Raw genomic sequence first — 22,388 nt, forward strand, 5'->3', positions numbered from 1 at the left:
AAGACGACGTCAAGAACCATCGCCTTCCGCTGGGGACCCGGGCTCGTCGTTGAGGCCCAACGACTTGAGGAACGCGACGGCCGCCCGGTGAGCCGGCCCCTCCGGCGGCACGACTTCCAGCAGCGCCACCAGTGCGAGCAGGCGGTCCTTGTCGAGCGCCGCGAAATAGCGCGTCAGGTGCGCGTTCCACCTGCTGTCGAGATGGAGCAGCAGACCACCGCCACCCCGCGCGTCGTCGACCAGAACCGGTCGCCCGTCGTGCTCCTCGACCTGCCAGGCGGGCAACGGCGCCACCAGCCGCCGGAACCGATCGACCATCCGCTCGTACTCACGCCGATCCACCACTACCCCTGACCATCGGAACCTCGTGCCCACCGCTCTTCAGAGCGATGGCCGACGGTCGGGGAAGAACCGCACCGTGATCGTCGCACAGCCGTTTGAATCGCTGTCAAGTGGAATCACCCAGGTAGGGCGTGTGCGGCACGGTGCGAGCAGAACGGTCGTCAGTCGCCGCCGCCGAGCGTGAGTTGGCGGCGGTGGAAGTCGAAGTGCTGGACCGGGAAGCGGTAGAGGTCGGCGAGGGTCATGAAGTCTTGGAAGAACGGGTCCCAGCGGGTCGGGTAGTGCATGCCGCGGGCCAGGTCGGTGTCGGTTTCGCGGTCGAGCCGGCGGTGCAGGGCGGCGATGGTGCGGTCGCAGAGCGCGGCCAACTGCCGGCGGCCGAGGGTGCTGCCACCGAGCCGCGAACCGGCGTAGTTCACCGCGTCGAACGGTGCGGTGGCCGCGTTGAGCAGGCGGGCGAAGGCCCGGCCGACACCGGCGGGCAGGCGGTCGAACAAGCGGGCCGAGGCCAGCAAGGCGCGGATGATCAGGAATCCGAGGAGCATGTGGAACAGCAGTTGGCGGTTGTTCCACCGGGTGCCGTCGGACTTGCGGCGCAGGTCGGCGGCGCTGGCCTGGTCCAGGAGTGCGTGGAACGTAGCGCGTGCCCGTTCCAGGTCGTCGTGAACCGCCTGCTTGTCCACGGTCCCAGTGTGCGCCTGCTCGGCGTTCAGCAGGTGGCGCAGTCGGGTGCGGTGAGGACGGATGCGGAGTCGGCACGGCGTTCGAGCGTGACGGTGTCGCGCCAGACGCCGTGGTGCTGGCGATGCGCTCGCGGACGCCCACGGTGCGGTAGCCGGCCGAGTGGTGCAGGGCGATGCTGGCCCGGTTCTCCGGGAAGATGGCGGTCTGGAGGGTCCAGAGGCCGGCGTCGTCGGCGGCGGTGACCTGCTTGTGCAGCAGCGCCTTGCCCACACCGCGACCGCGTAAGCCGTCGCCGACGTAGATCGACGTCTCGGCCACGTGGGCGTCTCGGTCTCGAAGGTGGCGTTGCCGGTGGCGATGCCCTCGCCGTAGATGCGGCGCACGTCGGACCAGTCGTCGTCGCCCAGGGGGCGGACGGTGACGTCGGTGGGCAGGTCGGTCGGGCGTCGTAGCCAGATGTTGATGGCTGCGATGTGGACGGTCGCGTGGCAGCGGACGGCGAGCATGTCGTACCGGGTGGCGACGGCGCGGTGTTGTTCAAACAGGTTGATGCCGCATTCCACGGCGTGGCGTTGCTTGCAGACCTCCGGGTCGAACGCCGGTGGCGCCCGCCGCGGGAGCCTTTGGCCTTGCGGTGGGCGGCCTGGTCCCGAGGCTGGGCGATGGTGGCCTCGATCCTCTAAGTGGTCGGTGTGGTGTGGTGGAGTTGGTCGAGTTGGTGTTGGACGCGGTTGGTGTCGGTGTCTCGGCCTTGCTCGCGGTATAGGGCCAAGGCTTCCTGCCAGACGGCGCGGGCCTGGTGGTGTTGGCCCAGGGCGCTGTGGGGGTGGCCTAGGTTGTCCAGGGTGTTGGCGATCGCGTAGGCGTGGCCGATGGCTCGGAACATGGCCAGGGCCTCGCGGTAGTGGTGGATGGCTTGTTCGTGGTGGCCGGTGTGGTGGTCGATGTAGCCGAGGCTGTCCAGGGTGGCGCCTTCCCCTTCGGGGTCGTGGAGGCGTCCGTACAGGACCAGGGCGGCCTGGCAGTAGGTGCGGGCGCTGTCGTGTTCGTTCAGGTGGGCGTAGTACCAGCCCACGTAGTTGAGGGCGCGGGCTTCTCTCACCGGTTGGTCCAGGTCTTGGTAGAGCTTCAGGGAAAGCAGGCCGTGTTCCAGGGCCTCGCGGTAGTCCTCCCGGCGCTCACACGCCGCCGATAGCGCGTTGCGGGTGTGGGCCTGCTCTGTGCGGTTGTCGTGGTGTTCAGCTAGGGCCAGGGCTTGTTTGAGGTGGCTGACCGCCTCCTCGTGTCGGCCCACGTCGGCATAGGCGGCGCCTAGGCGTCGGTGGGCGCGCACGTGACTGACGGGATCGGGGAGGCGGGTGGCGGCGTCCAGTGCGGCCCGCCACACGGCCACGTTGTCGCGGCGGTGCGCCCGGCGGAAGTGGTAGCTGCTCAGGGTCCAGGCCAGTTGCCACACGACCTCGTGGCGGTGGTGGGCGGCGGCGGTGCGTTGGGCGGCCAACAGGTGGGCGTGTTCGGCGTCCAGCCAGGTCAGCGCGGACGGGATGTCGGACAACGGGTGCGCCTCGACGCCGGGGGCGGGCGGGTCCAGTCGGATCGGTCGTCGGTGGACGTTGATGAGGCGGTCGGCGGCGTGCGTGGTGTGCAAGTAGAAGTCGACCACCCGTCCGAGCGCCGCGTCCCGTGTGTCAGCGGGTAGGTCGCGGGCGAGGGTGGCGGCGTAGGCGCGGATGAGGTCGTGCATGGCGTAGCGGCCGTGCCGGCGCCGGTCGAGCAGGGAGGCGTCCTCCAGGGCGCGCAACACCTTGTGCGTGCGAGCCGTCGTCAGCCCGGTGAGGGCGGACGCGGCCGGTAAGCTGATGTCGGGGCCGGGTGCGATGGCGAGTAGCGCGAACACCGTGCGCTGCTCGGAAGTCAAGTGGCGCAGGGACCAGGACAGCACCACGGGCAGGCCGGCGGCGGGGTCGTCGTCATCGAGCATGTCCAGGCCCAGGTCGCGCAATTCGGCGGCGAACTCGCCCAGCGGAACCGCCGGACGGGTGGCGGCGTGGCGGGCCATGACCGACAGGGCCAGCGGGTAGCGCCCGCACAACTCGGCCAGTTGGTCCCTTGCGCCGGGGTCGTCGGACGCTCTCCCGTCGCCCAGGCGCTCGGCCAGCAAGGCGGCGGCTTCGGCCTGGGACAGGACGTCCAGTTGCAGGTGGCGGGCACCGTACCGCTCGATCAGCGCGGCCGGTTTCCTCCGACCGGTGACCAGGACCGTGCACGTCGGGGAGCCGGGCAGCAGCGGGATCACCTGGTCGCCGCTCGCGGCGTTGTCCAGCACCACCAGCACCCGCTTGCCCGCCACCAGGCTGCGGAACAACGCCGCCTTGGCGTCCAGGTCGGTCGGGACGCGGTCGGGGGCGACACCGAGCGCGGTCAGGAACCCGAACAGCGCGGCCTCCGGCGGGATGGGGTGTTCGGTGGGGCTGAAGCCGTGCAGGTCTACGAACAGCTGGCCGTCGGGGAAGTGGTGCGCGTTGCGGTGCGCCCAGTGCAGCGCCAGCCAGGTCTTGCCGATCCCGCCCGCCCCGCCGATCGCCGAGATCAGGATCGCGCCGCCGGCGGCCGGTGCTCCCGACGCGGCCCCACCGCCGACCGGTGCGGTCCCGCCGGTGTCGGTCCGGGTGGCGGCCAGGGCTTGGTCCAAGCGGGCCAGTTCGGCGATGCGGCCGCTGAACGGGCCGGGCGGTGCGGGCAGCTGGCGTGGCATGGGCAGGCTCGGCACGGCGGGCACAGCCGGTGCGGCCGGCCCGGGCAGGCTTCGCGCGCCCGGGGGCGGGTCCAGTTCGGGATCGGCCCGCAGCATTGCCGCGTGCAGGTCGCGGAGTTCGGGGCCCGGGTCGACGCCCACCTCGTCTGCCAGCACGCGCCGTCCCGCGTCGTACACCGCGAGGGCCTCGGCCTGCCGGCCGGACCGGTAGAGGGCGAGCATCAGCCGGGCGCGCAACCGTTCCCGCAACGGGTGCTCGTCCACCAACACACCCAGTTCGGGGATGATCGACGTGTGCCGCCCCAGCGCCAGCTCCGCCTCGGCGCGCTCCTCCCAGGCGGCCAGGCGTTGCTCGGCCCACCGCTCGACGTCGGCGCGCAGCACGGGTACCTCGCCCAAGTCGGCCAGTGGTCGGCCGCGCCACAGCGCCAGCGCGGAGGCCAGCAGGTCCGCCGCCACCGCCGGGTCGCCCGCCTGACGCGCCCGGTCCACCAGGGCGGCGAACCGGTCCGTGTCCAGTTCGCCCGGGTGCACGACCAGCGCGTACGCCGACCGGTCGTGCCGGATGCGCTCCGGGTCGCCCAGCGCCCGCCGCAGCCGGTGGACGTACACCTGGAGCACCTTGCCCGCCGATTTCGGTGGCCGAGCGCCCCACAGCGCGTCCTGGAGGACGCCCGTGGCCACGGGCTGGTTGGGCCGGGACAGCAGCACGGCCAGCAGCACGCGCTGGAGGTGCGCGTCCAGCCGCACGGGTCCCTTGTCGGTGGCGATGCGGAGCGCTCCCAGAACGCCGAAGTCCACGGCAGCCCCCTTCGCGACCGGTCTCCCCACCGGACTTGGAAGCAGGAATCTGCCACGGACTTCGACCCACGACAAGACAGGCTCGTCCCCGCGCCGGAGCGCGGGGCCGAACCGGTTGCTAGACCACCGGAACGGCGGTCGCCGCGGTGAACGCCGGGTTCGGGTTCACCCAGTAGAGCCTCGGCGCGTTGGCGGCGTTGCGGAACACCACGGCCCACGAGGCGCCGTTCGCGTTGGTCATCGGGAACACCGTGGGATCGGTGGCCGACGGGTCGCTGACCGGCTGGCCGATCGGGTCGACCAGCAGCCGCGTCCACGAGCGCCACGTGCCGGTGCCCTGCCCGGTCTCGCCGGTCGAGTACAGCTCGTCGTCGGTACCGCGCACGACGAACTCGGCGGTACCGGTGACGGGGCTGAGCAGCGCCGCCGGGGAGCCCTTGACCGCCAACGACCCCACCGCGTCCCACGCCGCCGGGAACACGCCCGCCGTGTCCTGCGCCTTGGTGACGACCGTGCCGCCCGCGCCGCGCACCACGAGCCGGATGCGGTAACCCGGGTACACCACGACCGCCGGGACGCCGCTGAACCCGCTGCCGCCCAGGTTCGCCACGCCGGTGAACGCGCCCGCGCTGGTGTAGAGGCCGGTGCGCAGCGCTCCCCCGGTGTCCACGGCGAACACCTGGATGCCGTCCCGCACGGTCACCGCCACCAGCTCACCGGCGGCGTTCAGGTCGCCCATCACCCGCCACTCCGTGTTGGTGCCGGTCACGAAACGCCGCCACACCACGCCGTCCGCGTCGGCCGCGAACGCGAGGGGCGTGCCGTCCGGCAGCTTCGCGACGGTGGGCGGGAACGGCAGGCCGCCGCTCAGGTTCGCCCACGGGTCCCAGGTGGGTGAGCCCGCGGAGGTCTGGGTGCGGGACAGCAGATCGGCCGTGCTGCTCTGGCCGAGCACCTGCGTGCGGCTGTCCGCCAGCGGGTTGAGCGCGGGCGGCCCGGAGAACGCCTCGTCGCCCGAGATCGTCTCCCACCGGACGGTGGAGAAGCTGTCCGGCGACGACTGGTGGCCGTGCACGAGCCGGCCGATGTTGTCCACGTACGCGTACTCGATGGCGCCGAGCGCCGCCCCCGCGGGCGGGCCCTGGAACGCCACGACCCGGGTGAACGGCCGCACCGCGACCGGCGGCACGGGCTTGGCGAACCAGCCCTGGATGTCGACGAACAGCCGGACCGTGCCGGTGCTGACGTTCTTGATCCGGATGCGCCCCTCGACGCCCGGCTCCACCAGCGCCATGTCCGACTTCGTCTGGTTGGGCGCGAAGTGGTTGAACGAGGACGTCGACGGCTCGGCCGCGCCCAGCGGCCACGCCCGGTAGTAGCCGTACCCGGTGGGGCCGGACACGGAGAGGTTGAGCGCCACCGCCGAGACGCCCTTCGCGGGCATGCCGAGCAGACCGGCCACCTGGACGTCCAAGTGGCCGTTCGCCGCGAGTTCGGCGCCGTTGATCAGCCGTCCGGTCGCCGGCCGGTAGCCCGCGCCCTCGGTGGAGGAGGCGCTGAAGTACCCGTAGGTGTGCGCGCGCAGGTTGATGCTGCCGGAACTGGCGTTGTAGATGGTGACCCGTCCGTTCGCGCCGGGTTTGACCACCAGCCCGGACGACGTGGTGCCGCTCGCGAAGTCGATGCTCGTGGCACCGCCCGTCGACCCCTCGGGTACGGCGCGCAGCCAACTCGCCGACGTCGCGTTGCTCACCACGACGTTGAGGTACACGGCGTTCGCGGTGGCGGGCACCGATCCTCCGGTGACCTGCACGGTCAGGCTCGACCGCGCCGCGATGGTCGCTTTCGGCACGGCGATGCCGGTGGTGGTGTCGAACAGCACGGACTGCGCCACGGGCACGAACCCCCCGCGCCCGGAGCCAGCGGTGGAGGTGAAGTAGCCGTGCACGTCGATGACCACGTGCACGCTGCCCGCGCTGTTGTAGAGCTGGAACTTGCCGTTCGCGCCGAGCGGCACGAGCGCGGTGAGTGAGACCGTCGGGTTGTTGGCGGCGACGTTGATCGTGGCGGTCCCCGGCCGTGGTGTGCCGTCCGCCCACAGCGTGAGGTAGGTCGCGGCGGTGGGGCCGACCGGTGTGACGTCCAGCAGCACGGCCGTCGCGCCCGTCGCGGGCACTCCGCCCAGGCCGGCGGCGGTGAAGACGGTCGTCGATCCCGGACCGCGTGCCCCGGTCACGCCGCCGGTGCCGTTGCGGGTGTCGACGGTCCGCACCGGCGAGGCGAACGGGACGAAGTCCCCGCCCTTCCCGGTCGCGTCCGCCAGCGCGGGCGCGGGTGCGATCAGCACCGAGGCCAGCACTGCGAGCACCACCCCCAATAGGGTCGTTCTCGATCTGCACGTCATCATCTGCCCCTGAACTTGTGGTTGATTTCCTTGCGGAGGAGGTTGATGGTTCCGAAGAAGTGGCCCCCGAGCCCCTTGGCGACGGAGTCCTCCACGGCGCCGTAGCCCGCCGCCTCGGCGCCGCGCGCGAGCATCGCCGGAGCCTCGCCCCACGGGCCGTCGGTCGCCTGGTTGACCTCGTCGGCCCACCGCCAGAAGATCCCCGGCTTGCGGTGGCCGGTCACCCAGTGGTCCATGCTCGCGGGCGGGCCTTCGCGGAACTGCCCGGCGCGGTGCTTGCCCGTGTAGCCGGGTCGCTTCCGGTGCTTGCCGATGTGTTCGTAGCGCCGCAGCAGGCTCGCGCCGGGGGTCTTGACGGCGCAGTTGTGCACGAGCACGTCCACGCCGGGTGCGGCGTCCACGTAGTACGTGTGCGTGCCGTCGACGGTGAGGTTGTAGACGGTCGTGGTCCCGGTCCACATGCGCAGCCCCGTCACGGCCACCTCGCCGCCCTGCGCGGTCCGCAGGCGTTGTCCCTCTTGGAGGTCCTGCGCTTCGACCCACTCGCCGCCGTCGACCCAGAACGGGTGGCCGTCGGTGGCGAGCACGGAACCACCGGCCACCGACACCTCGACCATCCGCTTCTCCCCCGACCCGGTGATCACGTCGGTGACGGGTCGGGCCTGCGTGACACCGGTCGTCGGGTCGGTCGCCAGCACCTCGTCGCCGACGGCCACGGAGTCGATCTCCTTGCGCGTGCCGTCGGCCAACGTCACCGAGGTGGCGCCGGCGAAGCTGTTGCACGACGACAGCAGGCCGCTGGTCATCCGGCCTCGGGCGATGTCGTCCACTTCGGACCGCGCGGCGCTGACGGCGGCCCGCCCGAGGGACGTCCCACCGCTGCGCGCCGCGCCGATGCCGGCCTTCAACGCCTGGCCGCCGACTGACCCCAGACCGCCGGTGACGGCCCCGAGCGTCGCTCCGACGAGCGCGTTCGCCGTCATCTCCTTCCAGCCGTGCCCACCTTCCACGAGGTCGTGCACGACCGAGCCCACCGCGCCCGCCAGCGCACCGCACGCGACCGCGCCGACACCCGTCCACCCGATCAGCGCGCCGCAGCCCGCGCCGACCAGCAGGCCCGCGCCGAACCCGGCGATGTCGGCCTTGTGCGCGACGATCCAGTCCCCGGCGACGCTCGCCGCCTTGGATACCCCCTCGACGACCGCGCCGTAGGTGTCCACCGCCCGCTGGTACAGGTTCTGCGCGGACTTCGACAGGTCCGCCACGACGTCCCGCAGCGCGGACACGTCACCGGCCGCCAGGTGCGAGCCCATGGACACGGTGAGCTTCACCCCGGCCATGATCGGCTTGAACGCCGCCGCGATGGTCTTCAGCGGCACGCGCCGGACGGCCCGCTCGATCCTCTCCTGCGCCACCCGGGTGATCTGCTGGGCGCGCGCGAGGGCGGTCCGCCGGATCTCGGCGGCCCGTTCCCGCATGGAGGTCGCCAAGCGGTCGACGCCGCGCACGATGGCCCTCCCCACGTTGCTCACTACCCGCGCGACCCGCTTGATCTGGGTCCACGCGGCGCTGGCCACGGTCTGGATGCCGCGCCACGCCCACGTCGCCACAGTGGCGATCGGCCGCCACAGCGGCGCGGTCACCGACACCACCGCGCTCACCGCCCGCTTGCACCACCCGCAGCGGAACTTGGGCCACTCGCCGTCCGGGTCGGTGTGGTCCAGCGGCGCGGCGGCGGCGTAGGTGTAGCGGTTGGCCAGCACCGAGTCGCCGCGCTCGTACTCGGCGGTGTCGCGGGAGCCGAACGTGCCGGGCCCCGGCCGGTACCAGCGCCCGCCCATGTCGACGTCGCCGGTCGTCGGGTCGGTCCAGTCGCCCTGGTAGCCCACGTTCGCGCGATCCCCGGTCACCGCCGCGACCTGGCCGAACGGGTCGAACGCCACCGACTCGGCCGGCCGCGCCAACGCCGTGTCCGCCGGGTCGAGCGCGGCCACCACGTCGTCGTGCCCGTCGGACAAGGTGAGCCGCTTGCGCTGCCCGTCGGCGACGGCCAGCAACTCGTCGGCGGGTCCCCGCGCGTACTTCTCGCCGCCGTCGGACACGACCTCGTCGTCCAGGCCCGCGTAGGCGAACGCCGTCGACTCGCGGGAGATCAGCCGGTCCAGCCCGTCGTAGGCGTAGTCCACCGACCCGGACGTGACGAGCCGGTCGAACGCGTCGGACGAGTACCGCTCGGTCAACCCCGACGACGTCCGGCTCGCCAACGCGCCGCGCGCCGAGTACCCGTAGGTGTAGTCGCTGTCGGACAGGAGCCGGTTGCGCTCGTCGTACGCGGCGGTCTTCGCGCCGGCCTTGACGCGGTTGCCCGAGTCGTCCCAGCCGTACTCGGTGACGGTCGAGCCGGACGTCCACGACGTGAGGCGGCCCGCGTGGTCGTACCCGTACGTGTTCGCGCCCGCGCCCGCGAGTCCCACCGTGGTCTTGGTGGTCAGGTGGTCGTCGAGGTCGTAGCCGTAGGTGATCGACGCGGCCGACTGGCCGGCCGCGTTGCTCAGCACGTCCGAGGTGGTGCGGCCGAGGTCGTCGAAACCGAACGTCCGGACGCGCCGCGCGCCGTAGTCGATCGTCCTGACCTGCCCGGCGGCGTCGTAGCCGAGCACCTGGGTGGTCCCGGTGACGGCGTCGACCGCGGAGGTCAGCCTGCCGCGCTCGTAGCCGAAGCGGGAGGTGCCGGCGGCGTCCGAGCGTTCGACCAGTTGGCCGTCGTCGTTGTAGGCGAAGTTGGCGTTGCCGGACGGGCCGGAGGTGGATAGCAGGGCGTTCCGGTCGTTGTAGGTGTAGGTGTTGTCGCCGGTGGGCGTGCCGACCTTCACGGTCCGGCCGAGCAGGTCGTAGCCGAGGGTCCGCTCGGCGGTCGCCGATTCCGCGCCGGCGCCGGTTTCGCGCTCCAGCCGGCCGGACGCGTCGAACGCGCGCTGCCGGGTCACGCCGCCGGGCGCGGTGATCCGATCCGCGTCGCCCCGCGCGGTGTAGGCGATGGTCCACGTCCGGTCGGCCGGCGCCGGGTGCGCGGTCGTGGCGGGCTCGACCACGGACTCGGGCAGGCCCAGGCTGTTGACGGTGTAGCGGGTGGTGTTGCCCCGGCCGTCGGTGTAGCTGGTGCGGTTGCCCGCGAGGTCGTGGCCGAAGCCGGTCGTGATGGTCCTGCCGTCGGCCACGGGCTCGACCTGACCGGTCAGGCGGTTGAGCGCGTCGTAGGTGTAGGTGGTGGTGCGGTCGAGGGCGTCGGTGGTCGACGTCAGGTTGCCCGCCGCGTCGTAGCCGTGACGCTGTCCCCGGATCGACCGGCCGTCGGGCGCGAGGTCCGCCTCGGTGGCGACCCGGCCGAACGCGTCGAAGTCGGTGCGGGTGGTGCGGCCCAAGCCGTCGGACGCGCGCACCTGGCGGCCGGCGAAGTCGTAGCCCTGCTCGGCGACCACGCCCGCCGGGTCGGTGGACCGCGTCGGCTCACCGAGTCCGTTGTGGATGGTCACGGTCCGCGCGCCGGTCGGCGTGGTGATGGAAGTGAGGTTGTTGGCGTCGTCGTAGGTGAAGCGGGTGGTCAGGTTGCGCGGCACGGGCTTGCGCTCGACTTGGGAAGCGGTGACGCGGCGTTCCAGGTCGTCGTAGGTGGACTCGGTGCGCCCGCCTTCCGGGTCGGTCACCGACAGCACCTGACCGGTCCGGGTGTAGGTGTAGCGCCACACGGCGCGTTGGTCGTTCGTCGCGGCCGGGGTGTCGCGGGTGACCAGGCGGTTGAGGCGGTCATAGGTGAGGCGGGTGGCGTTGCCCAGCTCGTCCACCGCCTCCAGCACGTTGCCCAGCGGGTCGTAGCCAGTCGTGGTGACCGGCGTGATCGCCGACGTGCCGCCCGGCGGGACGTAGGCGGGCTCCTCGGTGCGCACGACCCGGCCGAGCTGGTCGTAGCCGACGCGGGACACGTGCCCGCGCTCGTCCTTGACCTCGGTCGGCTCGTCGAACGCGTTGTAGCCCTGCGACCGGGTCGGACGCGCCGTGCCCCCGCCCTCCACGGCGACCGCCGGTGACGTGGAGATGGTGGTGCGGCCCAGTTCGTCGGCCAGGAACGTCGTGGTGAACGCCGCTCTGTCCGCCCCGGTCACGTTGCCGCGCGGATCGGTGGTGGACGTCCGCACGCCGCGCCGGTCGTAGGTGTGCGACGTGGTCAGGCTCGTGCCGCCGCCGGACACCGTCTCCGTCAACGGGTTGCCGAGCGGGTCGTAGGTGGTGGTGACCGTCTCCTCGGTGCTCGTCGGAACCCACGGCACGTTCGACGGGCGGCCGGACCGCACGACCTTGAGCACGTTCCCGGCCGGGTCGTAGGTGTAGGCCGTGGTGCGGGCCAGGCCCGCCGGGTCGCTGGTGGTGCGCTCGACCCGGCCCGCCACGTCGATCACGTTCTCCACGACGGTCGCGCCGTTGCCCGTCACCTGCCTGGTGAGGTTGCCCGCCTTGTCGTAGGTGTTGGCCTCCACCACGTAGTCGCGGGTCGTGCCGTCCTGGTTGCGGAAACCCTTCAGGGTGATGGACTTGCGCAGGTCGTCGTCATGGTGGTCGTACTCCAGACGGCGGCCCATCGCGTTGGTGTCGCTCACCATCCGCCCGGCCAGGTCGTAGGTGTAGGCGTGCAGCACGATGTGGTCGCCGGTCGCGGGGCTGCCCGGCGGGTCGCCCCGCCAGTCGCGCAGGCGGATCTCGGCGACGTTGTTGCGGGCGGTGTAGGCGTAGTCGTAGCGGTTGCCGTTCGCGTCCACCATGGACGTCCTGTTGCCGAACCGGTCGTAGTCGTAGCTCGTCTCGCCACCCTCCGGGTCGACCACGCGGTCCGGGCGGTTGCGGTCGTCGTAGGCGGTCGTGGTGACGCGCGGCGCGTCACCGCCGAGGAGGTCGCTCACCTCGACGCGGTCCTGGTTGCCGTCCGCGTCGTAGCGGTAGGTGATCCTGCGCTGGTGGCGCGTGCCGTCGACCGCGCTGGTCGTGGGCGGCTCGGTGGTCGAGGTGAGCCGGGACGCGGTGTCGTAGGCGTGCCGGGTGGACACGCCGGACGGGAACGAGTCGGACGTTTCCTTCTCGGTGACGCGCCGACCCAGAGCGTCGTAGGTGTAGTCGGTGATCAGGCCGGTCGGTGTGGTGACGCGCGCCAGGTCGCCGTTGGCGTAGTACAGGTAGCGGGTGACCTGGCGGCGCGGGTCGGTGGTGGTGGCGACCAGCCCGGCAGGCATCGTGCCGCCGCCGACCGCGACCTCCGCGCCCGTGGTGTAGGTGTGGTCGACCCTCGCGCCGTCCGGGCCGGTCTGGGACGCCAGGTCGCCGCGCGAGGTGTAGGTGTAGGTGGTGCGGTAGGTGTTGTCCGCCGGGCCGGACGACCGGGCGTCGCGGGTCTCCAGCGGCAGGTCGTTCGTCGGGTCCAACGGGTCCGTGACGGTCGCCCGGTAACTGCTGTACGCGGTGTGGCACTCGGTGTTCGTCCGGCACGTGGTCTGCGTGGTGACGTTGCCCCGCTCGTCGTAGGTCATCCGGACGGCGTCGCCGTTCTCGTTGCGGACGGTCTTCTGGTAGCCGCGCTCGTCGTACTCGTAGGTGCGGATCGCCATGCCGTCCAACGGATGCCGCACGAACACCGGGCCGCCCGCGTCGTCCGGGATGATCGTGCAGAACTGCGGGTCACCCGGGTCGGGCGCGCCGCACACCGGCTGCGGCGGGTCCGGCGGGGGCACCGGCTCGCCCGGGCGGTCCTCTTCCCGCAACTCCAGCCCCGCGGGCAGGCCCGAGCGCAGCAGCCGCCCGGCCAGGGCGTCGTACTCGAACAGGTGGGGCCGGTTCGCCGGGTCCAGCACCTGCACGGAGCGGCGCAGGTCGTCGCCCCCGCCGTGCACCGCGGGCGAGCCGACCTTCCAGGTGCCACCGTTGCGGTCGGTGTACTCGTGGATGCGTTCGTTCGCGTACTTCGCCTCCGCGGAGACCTTGCCGCTGGGCAGCGTCACCTTCGTCACCAGGTCGGCCTGCGCCTTGCCGTAGCGGTGGTGGTCGGCGACGGCGCCCTGCCCCAGCGGGTGCGAGTAGACCGCGACCTCGTCGATGACCCCGGCGAAGTGACGCCGCGCGCCCGCCCCCCACTGCGGCCAGGTGCCCGTGGCGTGGCTCGCGCCGACCTGGTTGACCGTGAGGAGGCTGTGGTCGATGGCCCGGGTGTGGGCGCCGACCTTGACGGCGTCCAGGTACAGGGTCTGGACGTCACCCATGGCGGAGAGCACCACGTGGTGCCACTGGCCGTCGTTCACCGCCAGGGCGGACATCATCGGGTCGATCGCGCCGGTCGCGAACTGGCCGCGCAGCTTGCCGTCCGCGCCCACGTAGAGGACCGGCACGGCCGACGTCGGGTTCGTCGCGTGGTCCTGGTAGCCGATCAGCGGGCCGCCGGTCGTGGCGGAGGTCTTGAACCACAGCTCCACGGCCAGGTCGCGGCTCTTCTTCACCGCGCCCTTGGGCAGGTCCACCACCGAGGAGGAGCCGTTGAACTGGGCCGCGTTGTCCCCGGCGATGCCCGGCGTGCCCAGGGTGACGTCCCGGTAGGTCGCGGCGTCCTTGCCCAGGTTCACCGCGACGTCGCTGCCCGCCGACGTGCCTTGCGCCTCGCCCAGCCGCCAGTACGACTCGGGCCGGGTGTCCTGCACGGCGGTCCGGTAGTGCGAGCTTGGGGTGTAGTCGTAGGTGGTGCAGGCGTTGCCGGGCGCGCAGACCCCGGTCAGCAGGTCACCGGTGTAGGTGTAGGTCCAGGTGGCCGTGACGCCGTCCACGGGGTCGCTCGACACGCTCGTCACGTGGTTGCCGGTCCAGGTGAAGCGCAGCGCGCGGCCGTTCTGGTTGGACTGGCTGTTGGCGACGTGCGCCTTGGCCAGGCGGCCGGTGGTGGTGGTGTCGAGGGTGAGCACGATCGCGCGCCCTGCGGGGTCGGTGATGCGGGCGAGCCGTCCCCCGGTCGAGAACTGGTAGACGGTGTTGCTCTTGTCCCGCAGCCGCCAGCCGTTGGCGTCGAGCGTGAGGGACGCGGTGCGGCCGTCCGGCGGGACGAACGTGCCGTCCGGGTCGCGCCCGAAGCGCACCTCCTGGCCGTCCGGGTAGGTGATCACGACGTTGCCGGACCCGTCGTCGTCCGCGCGGACCCGCATGTCGTACCGCGTCACCCAGCCCGCGCCGAACATCGAGTCGCGGCGCGGGTCGAGGCTGTTGTAGGTGCGCAGGACGTTCAGGTCGGGGCCGACCGTGACCACCGGCGCGTCCAGGGCGGCGGTGGTGAAGTTGCCGATCTGGGCGTCGTACTCCTTGTCCTGCGTGCCGTACGGGGAGCCCGCCACCCGCGAGGTGACGGCGGGCTGCGGCACGCTGGTGAGGACGGCGGAGTACGGCGAGGGGACCTCGTTGCCGGCGTCCTTGACGAAGACCCGCCACAGGTAGGCCTTGCTCCACTTGAGCTTCGCGGCCGGTACCGTCCACGCCGTGCTGGTCACGTCACCGGAGTTGAAGCACGCCGTGGGGTCGCCCGAGGCGCTCCGCTCGCACACCTCGAACCGGTAGCGCAGCGACGAACCGGGCGGGGCGTCGATGTCCAGTGCCCGGGCCCACAGCTGCGGGGTCAGGGTTGCCGCCTGGTACCCGTTGGGCGGGTGCAGTTCCTGGACCACGGGCGGGATGTCGAAGACCTCCAGCACGATCCGGCCCGGTGGCACCTGGTGGTCGGTGAACACGACACCGCCCGCGCGGACCATCGTGAAGTCGAGGAAGTAGCGGCCCGGTGGCAGGGGTTGGATGGTCGCGTCGAGCGTCACGGTGGCGCCGCGGGCCACGGAGGTGGACAGGTCCGCCGACCGTTGCTGGCCCGCCGGTGCGCCGGTGTCGGTGCGGTAGGCGCGGTAGGCGAGGTAGTACGTGCCGGGCGCCCACGCCTCCGCGGACCGGTTCGTGACGGTGACCTTGACCTTGCCCGCCTGGTTCTGGAGGACCGGCGGCTCCGGGACGGGCTTGGGGATGCCGTAGTTCGCGTTGTACGGCGAATGCGTGACGAAGAGCTTCGGCGGGTTGGCGGTGGAGCTGCCGCCGAGCCGCTTCCAGGCGGAGTCGTCGGTGGCGGACCCGCGCAACGACAGGCCGTGGTCGGCCTGCCGACCGTCGACCCACCGCTGCACCAGGTCCCGTCCGGCCACCCCGAGGTCGATCAGCCGCGTTGACGCCGGGCAGCCCGACGCCGACTGCCCGGTGGCCACGTACCCGTGGGCGAACGAGCTGGACGCGAGCGCCGCGCCGGTAGTCGGTCCCGGGTAGGAGTACCCCGTCCCCGGCGACCAAGACTGGGTGACCGGGTGCACCGTCATCGCCTTGGGGGTGCAGGACGCCGAGTCGTAGTTCACCACCTGGAGCTGGACCCCGTAGATCGTGTGGAACCGCAGCTGATCGACCAGGCCGCCGAACTTCACGTACGAGGCCGAGGCCTGCCCACCCAGCCGCCCGACCCGCAGCTCGTTGCCACCGGCGGCGGACGACGAGCCGTGGACGTACATGCTGCTGTCGGCCCGGCCGGCCCCGACCGGCAACCCGGCGGCGGCCGCCGAGAACTCCGACACCACCGGGACCACTTCGACCTTGTTAGCGCCCTTCGGCACCTCCGGCACGGGATGGGCCGGGTAGGTGGACCGCAGCGAGGGAGGCAGGTGCCGGTTGACGTCCTTCGGGTCGACCCGGGATGCCGCAGCGTCCGCCTCCCACCGCTGCCGGGGTAACTCGGCCACCCGGTCGGGTCTCGTCCCCGGGGCGGCCTCGACACCGTCCACGACGGTCCCCAACGCCACCGCGATCACCACGAGAACCGTGACAGCACGCCGCCAACGCCCCATGTGAACCCCCTGGCCAACCCGGGGCGATCCACTCAACCGCCCGACGGCGCATGCATCCTGTCACCGGCCGCTTTCGTCGCGGTTTACCGAGCTCGTCCGCCGGGAGGCACCACCACGGTCCGGAGTTCGACGTGATCGCGGCCTGCGGTGCAGGGCCACCGCACCAGCAGCAGGCGCACCTCGCGCTGGTCCTCCAGGATCAGGTACACCACCTGACCGGCGCGCTCCGGGCCGAAGTTCCAGTACCGCACCGCCGCGCCGGGGTTGTCCTCATGCTGCGGGCGCCCGTCCCACGGCTGCAACTCCAACACCGGCCGGCACCTCGGCATACCCCGCCAGCGCCTCGGCGGGCAGCGCGGCGACCTGCTCCAGGCTCACCGCGTCGGGCACGACGCGGTACACCGGCTACTCGGCCCGCCCCTACCGCCCGCGCAGCAGCGCCTTCATCTCCGCCAACGACACCGCCCGCTCCAACACCAACTCCCACTCCCGATCGAACTCCGCCACCAGCATCGGAGTCAGAGCAGCGCGGATCGCCACCGGATCGGCCGCAGGCACCACCGGATCGCCACCGGGCGGCATCGACGCAGCAGGAGAGGCCATGCCCAGCTCTAATGCTGAACCGCGGTGGGCGGTCGTCGGTCCGGGAAGTCAAGCCTGGAAGCCACTCGCGGCCGACGTGCTGAGCGCGGAACCTCCGCATACAGACGGTTCATCATTGAAGGCCGGGGTCAGCCGGACCCGGGACGACTCCGGCCGCCTCTATCGGAACGCAGGAAACTCACAGTAATGAGCACGGAACCACCTCGGACAAGTGCTTCCGTACGTTACTGCTCCGATCAAGTGGCAATCATTCGCCTGTTCGGGTCCAGTCAGGTCGCCGATATGTCAACATCGGTTCCTTTCGCCACACTGCTCGGTCCCAGAGGCGGTGGATAAGGCCGTCGACGCGGTCCGCTGGGCGGAGCCCGGACTGGCCGAGAGCGCGGCGGATGTTGCGACCAAGACCCGGCACACCTGCCCCAAGAAGGCCAAGGTCAGTTCCCTTGCCTGGAGCCAGTCCACGAACTCGTGGGTGCCGCAGGCGGCGTCGGCGCCGCTGCTCGGCACAAGGGCCGTGACTCACGGCCTGGACCTCATTCGCTCGCGCTTTCGTGCAGAACCGGGTCGAGTGGCGTGCCGGGGAAGTGCTGGGCCCACTCGTCTTCGGTGATCGGAGGGCTGGCCGTGTCCCGGACCCAGGTGGCCACGCGCTCGGGGTCGGTGTCCCAGAGCTTCGCGGACCAGTCTTCGCCCGCGGTGGCGAGGGTGCGGCCGTCGGGGGCGTAGGCGACGGCGTCGACCGGTTTGGTGTGACCGGTGAGGGTGGCGAGTCTGGTGCGGGTCGGGACGTCCCACAGGACAGCGGTCTTGTCGGCGCTGGCCGTCGCCAGGGTGCGGCCGTCGGGGCTGAACGCCACGCACTTCACCGCGTCGGTGTAGCCGGTGAATGTGGCCAGGCGGATGGGGCGCGTGAGGTCGGTGACGTCCCACAGGGTGGCGATGCGGTCGGATCCGGCGCCGGCGAGCAGGCGGCCGTCGGGGCTGAAGGCGACCGACTTCACCGCGTCGGTGTGGTCGGTGATCACCGCGAGCCCGCGGCCGTCGGTGTCCCAGAGGCGGATGGTGTGGTCGGCGCCGGCCGTCGCCACGGCGCGGTCGGTCATCGTGACGTCGTTGACGGGCGCGGTGTGGCCGGTGAGGGTGGTTCGGCGGGTGGGGTTCACCGGATCGGTGACGTCCCACAGGGCCGCGGTGCCGTCCGAACCCGCCGTGGCCAGGGTCTGGCCGCTGAACGCCACGGATTCCACACCGTCCCGGTGGTCGGTGATCGTGGACGACGTGTGGTCGGCGAGGTTCCACAGGCGGGCGGTGCCGTCGGCGCTCGCGCTGGCGAGGAGGTGGCCGTCGGGGCCGAACGCCACTGCGTTGACCGGACCGGTGTGGCCCGTGAGGACCCGTGCGGTGTGGTCGGCCGGGTTCCACAGCCTGATGGTGCGGTCGTAGCTCGAGGTGGCCAGTGTCCGGCCGTCGGGGCTGAACGCCACGCCGTAGACCGAACTGAGGTGACCGGTGAGCGTGTGGCCGCGCAGGTCCCACAGACGCGTTGTGTGATCCGAGCCGGCGGTCGCCAGGGTGCCGCCGGTGAACGCGGACGACGTGACGGCGCCGGTGTGGCCGGCGAGCGAGGTGAGTTCACGGGGTTGTCGCGGATCGTCCACGTTCCACACGCGCACCGAGGCGTCCACGCCGCCGGAGACGAGGGTGCCTCCGTCGAACGCCACGGTGCGCACCGCGTCGGTGTGGCCCTGGGCCACGGACAACGGGGTGCCCGTGAGGTCCCACAGCCGCACGGTGTGGTCGGCTCCGGCGCTGGCCAGCACCGCCGGGCCGAACGCCACCGCGGTCACCTCGTCGGTGTGCCCGGCCAGCACGGTCGAGCCGCCGGTGGTGGAGTCCCACAGCCGGAGGGTGTGGTCGGTGCCGGCCGAGGCCAACGTCCGGCCGTCCGGGCTGAACGCCACCGACGTCACGGTGCCGGTGTGCCCGGTGAGCGTGGTCGACGTCCCGGTGCGCAGGTCCCACAGCCGCACGGTGTGGTCCGTGCTCGCGGCCAGCGTGCGGCTGTCGGGGCTGAAGGCGACCGAGGTGACCGCGCCCGGACCGCCGGTGAGGCCGGGCAACGGGTTCAGGCCGGCGACGTCCCACCGCAGCACGGCGCCGTCCCCGCCGGCGGCCAGCGTGCGGCCGTCCGGGCTGAACGCCACCGCGTGCGCGGTCGCGGGGAGCGTCCCCGCCTGGCGGGGGTGGTGGGGGTCGGTGACCTCGGTCAACCGGATGGTGCGGTCGGAGCTCGCGGTGGCGAGCAGGAGGCCGTCCGGTGAAGCCGCCACCGCGTTCACGCTGTCGTCGTGCCCGGTCAGGCGGGTGGCGTACGGGGTGCCGAAGGTGCTGAGCAGGCTGCCGCGGGCGATGTCGTTGGGGGACAGCCGGTAGGCGGCGAGGCTCAGTTGCGCGGACAGGGCGGGATTGGTGACGCGCAGCGCCGAGGCGCGTTCGGCGACGCGTTGCGAGGTGGCGGTGTTGCGCTCCTCGGCGGCCTGCCGCTGGGCGCGGACCGCGATGCCGCCCGCGGTGACCGTGAGGACGAGCAGCACGGTCAACAGCGCGACCAGTCGGCGCAAACGCCGGGTGCCGCGGCGGGCGGCATCCCTCTCTGCGGCTTCGGCGGCTTCGCTGGCGGCGAGGAACTCCTGTTCCAACCGGCTCAGCCTGCCGGTGGTCCGGCGGATCATCGCCAGGCGGAGGCCGCGGTACAGGGCGCTGTCGTCGTGGTCGAGGGCCTGCCACGCGTGCGCGGCTTCGGTGAGCCGGCGGTGCGAGCGCAGTGCCTCGCGATCCTCGGTGAGCCACGCGTGCAGGCGCGGCCAGCAGCGGATCAGCGCCTCGTGGGTGATCTCGACGCTGGTGCCGTCGATGGTGAGCAGGCGGTGCGCGGCGAGGCGGTCGACGACGACCGCGGTGTCCGGGTCGGCGTCGTCGAGTTCGACGCGCGAGACGCGGCGCTTGGTGTCCTCGGTGCCCTCGCCGAGTGCGGTGAGCCGTTGGAACAGGCTCTTGGCCAGCTCCTGCCTGCCCGGGTCGAAACTGGTGTAGACCGTCTCGGCGGTGTGGGCGAGTGCGCCGTCGATGCCGCCCGCGGCCTGGAACGCGGTCAGCGTGAGGGTGTTGCCCCGCCGTCGCCGCCAGGTCTCCAGCAGGGCGTGCGACAGCAGGGGCAGGACGCCGACGCGGTCGTGGGCGTGGGCGACGAGGTCGGCCAGCAGCGCTCCCTCGACCGTGCAGCCGGTGCTCGACGCGGGGCCGCTGATGGCGCGTCGCAGCTCGTCGGTGGTCATCGGGCCGACGGTGAGCCTGCTGGCCAGCTGCCCGCGCAGCGCCGGGTGGCCCGCGCAGTGGGCGTGGAAGTCGGAGCGCACGCCCAGCACGACGCGGCACCGGGAGTTCTCCGCGTTCGCCGCCGTCACGAGGGCCTCGACGAACCGGGTCCGTTCGGCCTGGTCGCGGCACAGGGTGAAGATCTCCTCGAACTGGTCGACCACGACCAGCAGCTCACCCGGTGGGTCCATGGTCACCTGGCGCGCGAGCAGGTGCAGGCCGCGCGGGTCGGTGTCGAGCTCTTCCCGCACGGCCCCCGGGGTGCTGCGAGTCAGGTGGGCGAATTGGACGGCGCACTCCTCCATCGGGTGCGCCCCCGGGGTGAAGACCACCGCCTGGTGCGGCCACCTGGCCAGCAGACCCGCCCGCAGCAGGGATGACTTGCCCGCGCCGGAGGCGCCGAAGAGCACGACGAACCGGCCCGCGCCGAGCCGTGCGGCGAGGTCGTCGATGAGGCGTTCGCGGCCGAAGAACAGAGCCGCGTCCTCCCGCTGGAAGGGGGCGAGGCCGACGTAAGGCGGCTTGGCCTGCGCGTCGGATTCGCTGTCGGGCCGGTCGTCGGCCGCGAGCTCGGCGGCGACAGCGTGCCAGCGACGCTCCCACGGCCCGGTGTCGCCGCCGCACGCCTTCACGTACGCCAGCGTCACCGCGAGGCTGGGCAGCTTGCGCCCGCTCGCCGCGCCGGACAGCGTCGCGAGCGAGTAGTGCACCCGCTTGACCATTTCCCGGTAGGTCGGGCTGCCCGCACGTTGTCGCAGTTCACGCAGGTCGGCGGCGAACCTGGATAACGGCTCGTCGTCCCCGGACAGCGGTGATTCCCCTCGTGCCAACGACTCCACCCCCCACCAGCATTCTGCACCAAGCGGCGTGTTCGACGCTTGTTTGTTCACCGCCGCTGTCCGACAGCGAACAAGTCCGCAGGCGCTACAAATGGTCATGCAACGCTTGCCGGTTGCTCCGCCGCTCTTCCCCGTCGACACCCACCGAGGCCGCGGCTCCATGTGCGCCGTGCCGCCGTTCGCGGTGGCTCTCGAACCGCCACCGCCATGGTGCGGGACGGCGCCTTGAGACGCGGGGCAGCCAGATACCAGGCGATCAACGAATAGCAGATCGGGGCCCGACGAGCGGCAGAGCGCAGACGAAATGACGTCACGAAGGCCAAGAGGAGAGGAAAACCATGCAAATTCGTCGTGCGGCGACTTACCTGACGACGGCCATTGCCTGCGTGGGGACGACCACTACCAGCGCTGCCGCGTCACCCGCCCGAGCGGAACAGGGAATATCGACCACATCATCTCCCGCTCAAGCGGGCCCCAAATGGAACCGCAGTGAAGGGACTGACTACACCGACTGCACCGCGGCCCGGAGGTTCATGGCCAATCAAGGGTACCCCACGGATCCGACCTCAGGATGCTATCGAGAGCCTGGTGTCTACTACTTCTTCTGGTGGGGCTGAACACGCAGACAAGGACTCGACTCTTACTGATCCTTTTACATCCTGACGCCGACACCGAACCCCAAGGAGTCTACCCAATGCGCAAGATTTCACATGCGTTGACGATTGTCTTCTCCCTCACTTTCCTCGCGCTGCTGAGTTCACCCGCGAGCGCAACAAGTACGACCACTGTCAACCCAGCCCCTCTTATTGATCGATGTCACACCACACCGGCGCCCGCTGGATACTTCTCGCACCAGCAGTTCACCGGCACCAATCCGTGCCAGAAATGCATTGATGTCGGCAGGGGGTTCGAACGACAGGGATACGCAGCACATTGCTACTGGCCATTCTTGGCGCCGCGTGTCGAACTTTGGCTCCGCAGGCTGGGCTGAGATCGGACCGACCCGGCGCAGCCCGGAAAGCACCCACCACCCGGCCGGCGCGGTTTCGCCTTCGTGCTGGCCGGGTGCACCGAGGAGCCTAGTCGCGTGGACAAGTCCAAAGGCATGTGCAGGGGGTGACCGACCCTGGTGATGTGGATCCTGGAACTGCACCCGACCAACGTCGAGCCGGCCTCCATCGCCGGAATGCGAGCCCGCACCGCCGAGCAGGCGTTCAAAGCTCCGCGCCGCCGGCATCGTGCTGACCGGCACCCGAAGAGTCCTCCTGGTCCCCGCATCGACCACCTCGGAACGGCCGCTCGAACAGGCCCGCAACCGACACCGGTCTGACGTCAGGCCGCCAGGTGCGGGACGACAACCGGTCAGATCCGGTCGTGGTGGGTCCGGGCGTCCGCGCGGCGACGCTCGGTGGGACGGCGCTCGCTCATGCCGGTGGCCCAGGCCGGTCGGGTCGTGGCGGGCTCGCGGTCGTGGTCATCCTCCGATCGGGACTTCCTCGCAGCCGCTGACGTCCGGGCCGATGCCCAACATCGTCGAGTCGTCGAGCAAGCACTGGACGAGGGTTCAGCCCCGTGGGGTTGATCGCGACGACGGTGACGGCGCCGTAGTCCTGGTCGGCGGCTGTGGTCGGTTCCCGGTC

Annotated in this window: 8 protein-coding genes and 1 pseudogene; all 9 read right to left on the reverse strand. The window is 71.7% G+C overall.

Translation table 11 applies throughout. From position 1 onward, the window contains the following. Nucleotides 1-9 precede the first annotated feature (9 nt). A complete protein-coding gene (locus LNK82_RS00105) occupies nt 10-342 on the reverse strand; it encodes a hypothetical protein (protein WP_230564795.1) in 333 nt (110 codons plus the stop codon). Between the two features lie 161 nt (nt 343-503). Next, nucleotides 504-1,025, reverse strand: coding sequence for a DinB family protein (locus tag LNK82_RS00110; RefSeq protein ID WP_230564796.1), 522 nt, complete (start codon nt 1,023-1,025; stop codon nt 504-506). A gap of 26 nt (nt 1,026-1,051) precedes the next feature. Continuing rightward, nucleotides 1,052-1,469 (reverse strand): annotated as a pseudogene (locus tag LNK82_RS00115) (GNAT family N-acetyltransferase); the annotation flags it as partial. 236 nt (nt 1,470-1,705) lie between these two features. Further along, the gene (locus LNK82_RS00120; protein WP_308257132.1) at nt 1,706-4,582 is read right to left on the reverse strand and encodes an AfsR/SARP family transcriptional regulator; all 2,877 of its coding nucleotides are present in this window, start codon (nt 4,580-4,582) and stop codon (nt 1,706-1,708) included. Between the two features lie 118 nt (nt 4,583-4,700). Continuing rightward, nucleotides 4,701-6,953, reverse strand: a complete 2,253-nt coding sequence (locus tag LNK82_RS00135) for a DUF8189 domain-containing protein (RefSeq protein WP_230564797.1) — start codon at nt 6,951-6,953, stop codon at nt 4,701-4,703. Nucleotides 6,954-6,985: 32 nt separating this feature from the next. Next, nucleotides 6,986-15,895 (reverse strand): polymorphic toxin-type HINT domain-containing protein, encoded by an 8,910-nt coding sequence (locus LNK82_RS00140; RefSeq protein ID WP_230564798.1) that lies wholly within the window; start codon nt 15,893-15,895, stop codon nt 6,986-6,988. 119 nt (nt 15,896-16,014) lie between these two features. Then, entirely contained in the window at nt 16,015-16,242 is a 228-nt protein-coding gene (locus LNK82_RS00145) for a hypothetical protein (RefSeq protein ID WP_230564799.1), read from the reverse strand. Between the two features lie 109 nt (nt 16,243-16,351). After that, nucleotides 16,352-16,534 carry a DUF6247 family protein gene (locus LNK82_RS00150; protein ID WP_230564800.1) on the reverse strand — a complete coding sequence of 61 codons (183 nt, stop codon included), beginning with the start codon at nt 16,532-16,534 and terminating at the stop codon, nt 16,352-16,354. A 533-nt stretch (nt 16,535-17,067) separates the two neighbouring features. After that, complete coding sequence (locus tag LNK82_RS00155; RefSeq protein ID WP_308257133.1) at nt 17,068-20,739, reverse strand: nSTAND1 domain-containing NTPase; 3,672 nt, start codon at nt 20,737-20,739, stop codon at nt 17,068-17,070. Nucleotides 20,740-22,388 lie beyond the last annotated feature (1,649 nt).

It is taken from the genome of Saccharothrix luteola (genome assembly GCF_020859565.1).
GTDB lineage: Bacteria > Actinomycetota > Actinomycetes > Mycobacteriales > Pseudonocardiaceae > Actinosynnema > Actinosynnema luteola.

Bases quoted from the DNA above. Each gene is read 5' to 3' on its own strand.
- LNK82_RS00150 (WP_230564800.1), bottom strand. From the start codon at position 16,534: ATGGCCTCTCCTGCTGCGTCGATGCCGCCCGGTGGCGATCCGGTGGTG.